This is a genomic window from Saccharopolyspora sp. 6M (assembly GCF_020176775.1).
In the GTDB taxonomy this organism is placed as follows: Bacteria; Actinomycetota; Actinomycetes; order Mycobacteriales; family Pseudonocardiaceae; genus Saccharopolyspora_C; species Saccharopolyspora_C gregorii.
The window spans coordinates 1-10,313 of record NZ_JAIUJZ010000164.1; the positions used below are offsets into that span (position 1 = coordinate 1).

Below are 10,313 nucleotides of genomic sequence, written 5' to 3' on the forward strand. Positions count from 1 at the left end.
GTCCCGAACCCCGCCCGCACCGAGACCGACCCGCCTCGACACCCCTCGAACGGAGTTCGCGCCATGAACGCGATCGACAACCTGCACTGCCTCGTAGCGCGGGGATTCCGGGGAGTTCCGGTGCACGACGACGGCGGCCGGCTGGACGCCCTGCTGTACGTGCGGCACTGGCCGTCCGGCGTCGTCGACGTCGTGATCGTGTACTCCCACGACGAGGCCGTCGCCTACCGCGCGAGCGGATTCGACCCGCACGGCCCCCTCCTCGGCCTCCCGGCCCGCGTGCACTGGCGGCAGGCCGGGCACCCCGATGCGGTCACCACCGCCGCCCTCGGCCTGCCCTCCTGACCCCCGGGACATCCCGTTCCCGATCACCTCCCGCGACGCGCTCCGCCCCCGGATCGGATGCGTCCCGCTGGTGCGATGCGCACCGCCTTCCCGCAGGCCGAGGTCACCGACTACGAGTGGTTGATGCCCGTGCTCGCCAACGCGCCTGAGGATCGACACGTGCTCGCCGCAGCGGTGCACGGGGGCGCTGAGGTCACCGTCACCGCGAACCTGGACGATTTTCCGGCCCCGCGATCTGAGGGAACACGGCGTTGCGGCCACACATCCCGACGCGTTCCTGGTGGACCTGCTCGACGAAGATCCGGAGTTGATCTCGCAATGCCTGCGGGACGCCGTGCTCGCCAGGCGCAGGCCGCCCGAGACGATCGACTCGTTGCTGGCACAGCGCGGCGAAGTCGTCCCCGATTTCGCCGAAGCCGCCCGGCGCTCGATGCGGTAGGCGCTGGTCAGCGGAACGGGGCGTGGCCGACGAGGGTGCCCGCGCGGTCGATGACCAGGACCTCGACGTCGATCGGGGCACCCTGGAGGGTGGTCAGGCAGAAGTCGCGGGAGCGGGCGGCGACGAGGTCGCCGAGCGGGATGTCCTCGGCCTGGCAGCGGGTGAGCGCGTCCAGCGCGGTGTTGGCGCCGCGAATGCTCTCGGCGAACTCGACGGAGGCGCCCGCGTCGCGCACGATCCCGGCCAGCAGCGCGAAGTTCACCTGCGACCGCTTCGAATGCAGGTCCAGATGCCCGTCGGCGAGCTTGGCGAGCTTGCCGATGCCGCCCGCGATCGTCAGCCGGGGCACCGGGTGGCGCCGCAGGTACTTGAGCACCGCGCCCGCGAAGTCGCCCATGTCCAGCATCGCCTCCGGCGCGAGGCCGTAGGTGCGGTCGACGAGCTTCTCCGAGGTGCTGCCGGTGCAGCCGGCGACGTGCTCCAGCCCGGCGGCCCGGGCCACGTCCACGCCGCGGCGGATGCTGTCGATCCACGCCGAGCACGAGTACGGCACCACCACGCCGGTCGTGCCGAGGATGGACAGGCCGCCGAGGATGCCGAGGCGCGGGTTCCAGGTGCGCCGCGCCAGTTCCTCCCCTTTCTCCACGGAGATCTCCACGACCACGTCCCCGCTGCCGCCGTGCTCGGCGGCGACCTGCCGCACGACGCCGCGGATGAGTTCGCGCGGCACCGGGTTGATCGCCGGTTCGCCCACCGGCAGCGGCAGGCCCGGTTTCGTCACGGTGCCCACGCCCGGACCGGCGCGGAACACCACCCCGGCGCCGGGTTCGGCGGGGCGGACCGTGGCCGACACCAGCGCGCCGTGCGTCACGTCCGGGTCGTCCCCGGCGTCCTTGACGATCGCCGCCATCGCCGACCCGGCGCCGAGGCGTTCCTTGGCGAGGGCGAACTCGGGGCGGTGCCCCTTCGGCAGCACGATGCCCACCGGATCGGGGAACCCGCCGGTGAGCAGCGCCGTGTAGGCGGCGGCGGTGGACGCCGTGGCGCAGGCGCCGGTCGTCCAGCCGTAGCGCAGCGCCTGGCCGGTCATAGCGCACCGCCTAGGCTGGCCGCATGGTCGAGGTGCGGCGAGTGCTGGTGCTCGGCGGCACCGCGGAGGCCCGCGAGCTCGCCGCCCGGCTCGGCGGCGAACCGGCGGTGCACGTGATCTCCTCGCTGGCGGGCCGGGTGCGCGACCCGCGGCTGCCCGAGGGCGAGGTGCGGATCGGCGGTTTCGGCGGTGCCGAGGGCCTCGCCGCGTGGCTGCGCGCCGAACGCATCGACGAGGTGGTGGACGCGACGCACCCGTTCGCCGCCGCCATGACCTCGAACGCGGTGCGCGCCTGCGCACTGGCGGGCCTGCCGCTGCTGGTGCTGCGCAGGCCCGGCTGGGAACCGGAACCGCACTGGCACCTGGTGGATTCGCTGGACGAGGCCGCCGCCGCGCTGCCCGGCCTGGGCGAGCGGATCTTCCTCAGCACCGGCCGCCAGGGCGTGCACCGGTTCGCGCACCTGGACCTGCGGTTCCTGGTGCGCGCCGTGGACCCACCGGAACCGCCGCTGCCGCCGCGCACCGAGCTGCTGCTGGCCCGCGGCCCGTTCGCGTTCGACGACGAGGTGGCGCTGCTGCGCGAGCACCGCATCGACGTGCTGGTCACCAAGGACAGCGGCGGCCCGATGACCCGTCCGAAGCTGGATGCGGCCCGGCTGCTGGGCGTCGCGGTGGTGCTGGTGCGGCGCCCGCCGGAACCACCGGTGCCCGTGGTGGGGACCGTGGCCGCCGCTGTGGAACGGCTGCGTCACGCCGGGTAGCGGCGCGGCGTGAACACCGTCCCGCCGACCGAGCGCGTGGTGGACGAGCCGATCAGCAGCAGGCAGCGCATGTCCACATCGGACGGATCGAGTTCGCCGAGCGGCACCACCCGCACCGACTCCTGCGGCCCGCCCACGTCGCGGCCGATCACCACCGGCGTCTCCGGGGAGCGGTGCTCCAGCAGCACGTCGCGGGCGGCGCCGACCTGCCAGGTGCGGCTGCGCGAGGCCGGGTTGTAGATGGCCATCGCCAGGTCGGCCTTCGCCGCCGCGGCCAGCCGCTCGACGATGACCTCCCACGGCTTCAACCGGTCCGACAGGGACAGCACGCAGTAGTCGTGGCCCAGCGGCGCGCCGATCCGGCTCGCCACCGCCTGCGCCGCGGTGAGGCCGGGCAGCACCCGCACCGGCACCTCCGCGAACCGCTCCTCGGTGGCGACCTCCAGCACGGCGCTGGCCATCGCGAACACGCCCGGATCGCCCGAGGACACCACGACGACGCGGGATCCGCGCCGCGCCAGGTCCAGGGCGAACTCGGCGCGCTCGGCCTCCACCCGGTTGTCCGAGGCGTGCTTGCGCTGCCGCGGGTTCGTCGGCAACCGGTCCAGGTAGGGGCCGTAGCCGACGAGGTCGTCGGCGGCGGCGACGGCGGTGTGCGCCTCCGGCGTGGTCCACTGCGGACCGGCCGGGCCGAGGCCGACGACCACGACCTCGCCGGTGCTCGCCGTCGGCGCGGGCTCGGGAGTTTCCCGTTGCGCCGCAGCGGAAACGGGTACCCCGGACGCGTCGGTCAGGTTCAGCGGGCTGTCCGCGTTCACCGGGCTCGGCAGCAGCGCCAGCGAGAAGTACGGCACCGACGCCGGATCCACCTCGCCCAGCGGCAGCAACCGCTGCCGGTCGGTGGTGGCGCGCTCCACGAAGTAGGCCTCGTCGAGCCGGCCCGCCTTCTCGAACGCCGCCTTCACCCCGTCGAAGGTGCGGCCCAGCTTCATGACCGCCGCCGCGTCGGTGCCCGCCAGCTTCTCGGCGAGCACGTCCGGGTCGAGCGTGCCGGGCAGCACCGTCAGCACCTCGTCGCGTTCCGCCAGCGGCCTGCCGAGCATCGCCGCCGCCCCGCTCACCGAGGTCACGCCGGGGATCGCGGCCACCTCGAACCGGCCCACCAGCCGCTTGTGCATGTGCATGTAGGAGCCGTAGAAGAACGGGTCGCCCTCGCACAGCAGCGCCACGGTGCGGCCCGCGGCCAGGTGCGCGGCGAGGCGTTCGGCCGCGTCGGCGTAGAACTCGTCGATGGCGCCCTGGTAGCCGCCCGGGTGGTCGGTGGTCTCGGTCGTCACCGGGTACACCAGCGGTTCCTCGACCTGGCCGTCCCGCAGGTACGGGGCGGCGACGGAACGCGCGATGCTGCGGCCGTGCCGGGCGCTGTGGTAGGCGATCACGTCGGCTTCGCCGATCAGCCGGGCGGCCTTGACCGTCACCAGCTCCGGATCTCCCGGGCCGAGCCCGACGCCGAACAACCTGCCTGCCTGCTCCACGGTGCTGCTCACTCCTGTTCGCTCGCGATCGCGTTGATGGCGGCCACGGCCATCGCGCTGCCGCCGCGGCGGCCGTGCACCACCAGGTGCTCCAGCGCCGGGTGGTCGGCCAGGGCCTGCTTCGATTCGGCGGCGCCGATGAACCCGACGGGCAGCCCGAGCACGGCGGCGGGCCTGCCCGCGCCCGCGTCGACCATCTCCAGCAGCCGGAACAGCGCGGTCGGCGCGTTGCCGACGGCCACCACGGACCCGTCCAGCCGGTCCCGCCACAGCTCCATCGCGGCCGCGCTGCGGGTCGTGCCGAGTTCCGCGGCGAGGCCGAGGACCCGCTCGTCACCGAGGGTGCAGAGGATGTCGTTGTCGGCGGGCAGCCTGCCCCGGGTGACGCCCGCGGCGACCATGGCGGCGTCGCAGAACACCGGTGCGCCACCGCGCAGCGCCTCGCGGGCGGCGAGCACCGCGCGCGGCGACCAGGCGATGTCGCGGACCAGGTCCACCATGCCGCAGGCGTGGATCATGCGGACGGCGACCTGGGCGACTTCCGGTGGCATGCCGTCGAGTTCCGCTTCAGCGCGGATCGTGGCGAACGAACGGCGGTAGATCTCCGCGCCGTCGCGCACGTACTCGTAGCCGCCGGTGCTGTCTGCGGTGTTCACACTGCCCTCCGTGCCGCGTCGAGCGCGGCGGACGTATCGCCGGCGGCACGGCCGCCGACCTCGTAGCCGGCCTCGGTGGCCAGCACTTCCACTCCTGGCCCGGCCGGTCGGCCGCAGCGGCGCGCGCAACCCGCCCAGTGCACCGGCAGCGGGCCGGGCCGGGTGGTGCGCAGCGCGTCGGCGCGCACGTCGGCGAGGGACTTCGCGCAGCCGGGGCTGCCCGTGCAGGCGGTCACTCCGGCCAGCGGCGCGCCCGAGTCGGTGAGGAACCCGGCGGCGGCCAGCTCGGCGAGCCTGCGCGGCGCCTCGGCCGCGGGGACGTCGGTGAGCAGCAGCGCGCGCCACGGCGTGAGCCGCAGCGGGTGCGGTGCGGCGGTCCGGGCGGCGATCTCTTCGGTCTGCGCGGCGAGCACCGCGATCTGCGCGGCGTCCAGCCGTCCCAGCGGTGCGCCGAGGGCGAGGTCGACCCGGTCGTCGTCGCGGGCCAGCACGCCCAGCTCGGCGTGCGTGCGCACCGGATCACCGGGCGTGACCACGGATTCCGCCGGGGTGCAGGGGAATTCCTCCCGGACGCGGCCAGCGATCCGCTCCGCGCCGCCGGGCAGTTCCGCGAGCCGCCAGCTCTCCGCACCCAGCCGGTCCCGCTCCGCGAGGAACGCGGCGGCCGCGAGCACCGCGGCGCGGGCCGCGTCGGCCGCGGGCACCCGCAGCCCGAGGTCGGCCCCGGCGAGCAGCACCGCCACCGAGCCGTCCGCCGGGTGCAGCGCGACGTCCGCGCCCAGCGCGGTCACCTCGCCGCCGCCGTCGTCCGCGGTGAACAGGAACCGGCCGGGCAGCTCCGCCAGCTCCGGGTCGGCGCGCAGCCGCTCGTCCAGTTCCACCGCCACCGCGCGCACGTCCAGCGCCCCCGGGCGGGTGCGCGGCGAGGCGACGACGTTGCGCACCCGCTCGTGCGTCGGCGACGGCAGCAGCCCGGCCGCGCCGAGCAGGTCGGCGAACTCCGGCACCGCCGCCGCGGACAGCCCGCGGACCTGGACGTTCGCCCGCGAGGTGAGTTCCCAGCCGCCGTCACCCAGCGCGGCCGCGGTCGCCAGCGCCCGCACCTGCCGCGCCGCGAGCCGCCCGCCGGGCACCCGGACGCGGGCCAGTCCCCCGTCGGCGGCCTCGTGCACCCGCAGCGCGCCGGGGCACGCGTCGGGTCCGGCTCGTCGCGGCACGCTCGTCCCCGCTCTCGTCGATCGTGGTCTGGTCCGGAACTCGCAGCGCACGGCGCCGCTGTCCGGGGTGCGCGGACTCGGGGGCGCACCGGCGACCGTCGATACTACGTCCCGCCCGGATCGCGTCCGCAAAACGCGATGCGCCTCACCGGGCGGCCGGACCGGCCGAGTGCGGGATCTCTCCCGCGTGCGCACGATCGGCCACTTGACGAACGATCGCCCCGTTGCGGAGAGTTGTCGGCGGCGACGTGCGGAGGAAGCCGGTGCGAGTCCGGCGCGGTCCCGCCACTGTCACCGGGGAGCGGACTCCGAGTACGAGGCCACTGCCCGCGCGCCGCGCGGGTGGGAAGGCCGGAGCGAGCGCCGATCCGGGAGCCAGGACACTCCGGCGCCGCCACCGCCCGGTGCCACACCGGGTGCCGACGACTCCGGGGCGAGGACCCCGAGGAAGGTTGACCATGCGTCCTGTCCGCACGCCCGCGTCCCTGCTCAGCCGGGAGCGTGCCGCATGATCCTGCTGCTGTCCACATCGGACACCGATCTGCTCAGCGCACGCGCCAGCGGTGCGGACTTCCGCCTCGGCAACCCGGCTCGGCTCGGCGTGGACGACCTGCCGCCGCTGCTGGAGGGCGCCGACCTCGTCGTGGTGCGGCTGCTCGGCGGCCGCCGCGCGTGGGAGGAGGGCTTGGACGCGCTGCTCGCCGGACCGCGCCCGGTCGTGGTGCTCGGCGGTGAGCAGGCCCCGGACGCGGAGCTGATGGAGTGCTCCACGGTGCCCGGCGGCGTCTGCTCGCAGGCGCACGGCTACCTCGCGCAGGGCGGACCGGAGAACCTGGCGCAGCTGTTCAACTTCCTGTCCGACACGGTGCTGCTCACCGGCCACGGCTTCGAACCGCCGGTGGAGACGCCGAAGTGGGGTCTGCTGGAGCGGACCCCGCGCCGGACCGAAGGCCCGAAGGTCGCGGTGCTCTACTACCGCGCGCACCACATGGCGGGCAACACCGCGTTCGCGCACGCCCTGTCCGAGGCGATCGAGGACGCGGGCGGCCAGGCGCTGCCGGTGTTCTGCGCCTCGCTGCGCGCCCCCGAAGCGGGCCTGCTGGACACGTTGCGCGAGGCGGACGCGCTGATCGTGACGGTGCTGGCCGCGGGCGGCACGAAGCCCGCGACGGCCTCCGCCGGTGGCGACGACGAGGCGTGGGACGTGGGCGCGCTCGCCGCGCTGGACGTGCCGATCCTGCAGGGCCTCACCCTGACCTCCAGCCGCGAGGCGTGGGAGGACAACGACGAGGGCCTGTCCCCGCTGGACATGGCCACCCAGGTCGCGGTGCCCGAGTTCGACGGCCGCCTGATCACGGTGCCGTTCTCGTTCAAGGAGAACGACGCCGAGGGCCTCCCGGTGTACGTCGCCGACCCGGAGCGCGCGGCCCGCGTCGCCGGGATCGCGGTGAAGCACGCGCGGCTGCGGCACGTGCCCGCCGCGGACAAGCGGCTGGTGCTGATGCTCTCGGCGTACCCGACGAAGCACTCCCGGATCGGCAACGCCGTCGGCCTGGACACCCCGGCGAGCGCGGTGGGCCTGCTGCGGCGGCTGCGCGAGGCCGGCTACGACATCGGCCCGGCGGACGGCCCGGACGCGCTGCCCGGCGTGGCCGCGCAGGACGGCGACGCGCTGGTGCACGCGCTGATCGCCGCCGGTGGCCAGGACCCGGACTGGCTGACCGAGGAGCAGCTGTCCGGCAACCCGGTGCGCATCCCCGCGAAGCGCTACGCCGACTGGTTCGCCACGCTGCCGCAGGACCTGCGGGAGAGCGTCGAGCAGCACTGGGGCCCGCCGCCGGGCGAGCAGTTCGTGGACCGCTCGCACGACCCGGACGGCGAGATCGTGGTGGCCGCGCTGCGCGCCGGGAACGTGGTCGTGGTCGTGCAGCCGCCGCGCGGGTTCGGCGAGAACCCGATCGCGATCTACCACGACCCGGACCTGCCGCCGAGCCACCACTACCTGGCCGCCTACCGCTGGATGACCGACGAGTTCGGCGCGCACGCGATGGTGCACCTCGGCAAGCACGGCAACCTGGAGTGGCTGCCCGGCAAGACCGCGGGCATGTCGGCGTCCTGCGCACCGGACGCGGCGCTGGCCGACCTGCCGCTGGTGTACCCGTTCCTGGTCAACGACCCGGGCGAGGGCACCCAGGCGAAGCGCCGGGTGCACGCGACGCTGGTGGACCACCTGGTGCCGCCGATGGCGCGCGCGGAGAGCTACGGCGACATCGCGAAGCTGGAGCAGCTGCTCGACGAGCACGCGCAGATCTCGGCGATGGACCCGGCGAAGCTGCCCGCGATCCGCAGCCAGATCTGGACGTTGATGCAAGCCGCGAAGCTCGACCACGACCTCGGCCTGGACGAGCGCCCGCACGAGGCCGAGTTCGACGACATGCTGCTGCACGTCGACGGCTGGCTGTGCGAGATCAAGGACGCGCAGATCCGCGACGGCCTGCACGTCCTCGGCGCCGCCCCGACCGGGGAGGCGCGGGTGAACCTGGTGCTGGCGATGCTGCGCGCCCGCCAGGTGTGGGGCGGGCAGAGCGGTGCGCTGCCCGGCCTGCGCGAGGCGCTGGGCATGCTGGAGGACGGCAGCGTCGCCCGCGGCACCGTGGACGACGTGGAGACCTCCGCGCACGCGCTCGTCGCGGGCCTGGAGGAGCGCGGCTGGGAGCTCGGCGCGGTCGTCGAGGTGTGCCGCTCGGTGCTGGGCGACGCGCCGGACGACGTGGTGCGGGTGCTGGAGTTCGCCGTCACCGAGGTGGTGCCGCGGCTGGACGCCACCACCGACGAGATGACCGCGACGCTGCACGCCCTCGACGGCGGCTACGTGCCCGCGGGCCCGAGCGGTTCCCCGCTGCGCGGCCTGATCAACGTGCTGCCGACGGGCCGGAACTTCTACTCGGTGGACCCGAAGGCGGTGCCGAGCAGGCTCGCCTGGGAGACCGGGCACGCCATCGCCGATTCGCTGATCGAGCGCTACCTCGCCGACACCGGCGAGTACCCGCGCTCGGTGGGCCTGTCGGTGTGGGGCACCTCGGCGATGCGCACCTCCGGCGACGACATCGCGGAAGTGCTGGCGCTGCTGGGCGTGCGGCCCACCTGGGACGAGGCGTCGCGGCGCGTCAACGGGCTCGAAGTGATCCCGCTCGACGAGCTGGGCCGCCCGCGGGTGGACGTGACGGTGCGGATCAGCGGGTTCTTCCGCGACGCGTTCCCGCACGTGGTGACGCTGCTCGACGACGCGGTCCGCAAGGTCGCCGCGCTCGACGAGCCGGACGAGCAGAACTTCGTGCGCGCCCACGCGCAGGCCGACCTGGCCGGGCACGGCGACGAGCGCCGCGCCACCACGCGCATCTTCGGTTCGAAGCCCGGCGCCTACGGGGCCGGTCTGCTGCCGCTGATGGACAGCAAGAACTGGCGCGACGACACCGACCTCGCCGAGGTGTACGCGGTGTGGGGCGGCTACGCCTACGGCCGCGGCCTGGAGGGCACCGAGGCACGCGGCGACATGGAATCCGCCTACAAGCGGATCTCGGTGGCGGCGAAGAACGTCGACACCCGCGAGCACGACATCGCCGACTCGGACGACTACTTCCAGTACCACGGCGGCATGATCGCCACGGTGCGCGCGCTGACCGGCAAGGCACCGGCGGCCTACATCGGCGACAGCAGCCGCCCGGACGCCATCCGGACCCGCTCGCTGACCGAGGAGACCTCGCGGGTGTTCCGCGCCCGCGTGGTGAACCCGCGCTGGCTCGCCGCGATGCGCAAGCACGGCTACAAGGGCGCGTTCGAGCTGGCCGCCACCGTGGACTACCTGTTCGGCTACGACGCCACGACCGGTGTCGTCGGCGACTGGATGTACGAGAAGCTCGCCGAGACCTACGTGCTGGACGAGGAGAACCAGAAGTTCCTCACCGAGTCCAACCCGTGGGCGCTGCACGGCATCGCGGAACGCCTGCTGGAAGCGGCGAACCGGAACATGTGGGAGTCCCCGAACCCGGAGACGATCACCGCCCTGCACGAGATCTACCTGCAAACCGAAGGCGACCTGGAGGACGGGCCGGCGACGAGCTGACCGCCGGGTGAGCGGTGCCGGCGCCGCCCCCCCCCCCGGCCGCGGCCCCCCCCCCCCCCCCCCCCCCCCCCCCGCCCCCCCCCCGGCCGGGCCTTTTCACGTCCTCACCAGGCGCGGGACGGGTCCGCGTGCTGCGCGACCCAGGCG

8 protein-coding genes and 1 riboswitch are annotated in these 10,313 nt (G+C 74.6%); of the genes, 4 read left to right on the forward strand and 4 right to left on the reverse strand.

Going from position 1 to position 10,313, the window contains the following annotated elements; genetic code table 11:
- Positions 1–345 (forward strand): hypothetical protein (locus tag LCD31_RS20800; protein WP_224960407.1); only part of this gene is annotated, 345 nt, incomplete at its 5' end.
- Between the two features lie 280 nt (positions 346–625).
- Complete coding sequence (locus LCD31_RS20805) at positions 626–784, forward strand: hypothetical protein (protein WP_224960408.1); 159 nt, start codon at positions 626–628, stop codon at positions 782–784.
- A gap of 7 nt (positions 785–791) precedes the next feature.
- Here LCD31_RS20805 and LCD31_RS20810 read toward each other — a convergent pair whose 3' ends face one another.
- Positions 792–1,874, reverse strand: coding sequence for a cobalt-precorrin-5B (C(1))-methyltransferase (locus tag LCD31_RS20810; protein ID WP_224960409.1), 1,083 nt, complete (start codon positions 1,872–1,874; stop codon positions 792–794).
- Positions 1,875–1,897: 23 nt separating this feature from the next.
- Here LCD31_RS20810 and LCD31_RS20815 point away from each other — a divergent pair, with 23 nt between their 5' ends.
- Positions 1,898–2,635 (forward strand): cobalt-precorrin-6A reductase, encoded by a 738-nt coding sequence (locus tag LCD31_RS20815; protein WP_224960411.1) that lies wholly within the window; start codon positions 1,898–1,900, stop codon positions 2,633–2,635.
- Here LCD31_RS20815 and LCD31_RS20820 read toward each other — a convergent pair.
- From LCD31_RS20820 to cobG, 3 genes are read right to left on the reverse strand one after another with little or no spacing between them, the layout of a single operon-like run.
- Positions 2,623–4,170: a precorrin-2 C(20)-methyltransferase gene (locus tag LCD31_RS20820; RefSeq protein WP_224960417.1), complete on the reverse strand. Its 1,548-nt coding sequence runs from the start codon at positions 4,168–4,170 to the stop codon at positions 2,623–2,625. The two genes, LCD31_RS20815 and LCD31_RS20820, sit on opposite strands and share 13 nt — an antisense overlap.
- Before the next feature lie 8 nt (positions 4,171–4,178).
- Positions 4,179–4,826, reverse strand: coding sequence for a precorrin-8X methylmutase (locus tag LCD31_RS20825; RefSeq protein WP_224960413.1), 648 nt, complete (start codon positions 4,824–4,826; stop codon positions 4,179–4,181).
- Positions 4,823–6,043: a precorrin-3B synthase gene (gene cobG, locus LCD31_RS20830; protein ID WP_224960415.1), complete on the reverse strand. Its 1,221-nt coding sequence runs from the start codon at positions 6,041–6,043 to the stop codon at positions 4,823–4,825. Before cobG ends, LCD31_RS20825 begins: the two co-directional genes overlap by 4 nt.
- A gap of 253 nt (positions 6,044–6,296) precedes the next feature.
- A riboswitch (cobalamin riboswitch) is annotated at positions 6,297–6,429 on the forward strand.
- A 122-nt stretch (positions 6,430–6,551) separates the two neighbouring features.
- Between cobG and cobN the strand changes: the two genes are divergently transcribed.
- On the forward strand, positions 6,552–10,166 hold the full coding sequence (cobN, locus tag LCD31_RS20835) for a cobaltochelatase subunit CobN (RefSeq protein WP_224960416.1): 3,615 nt from the start codon (positions 6,552–6,554) through the stop codon (positions 10,164–10,166).
- Positions 10,167–10,313 lie beyond the last annotated feature (147 nt).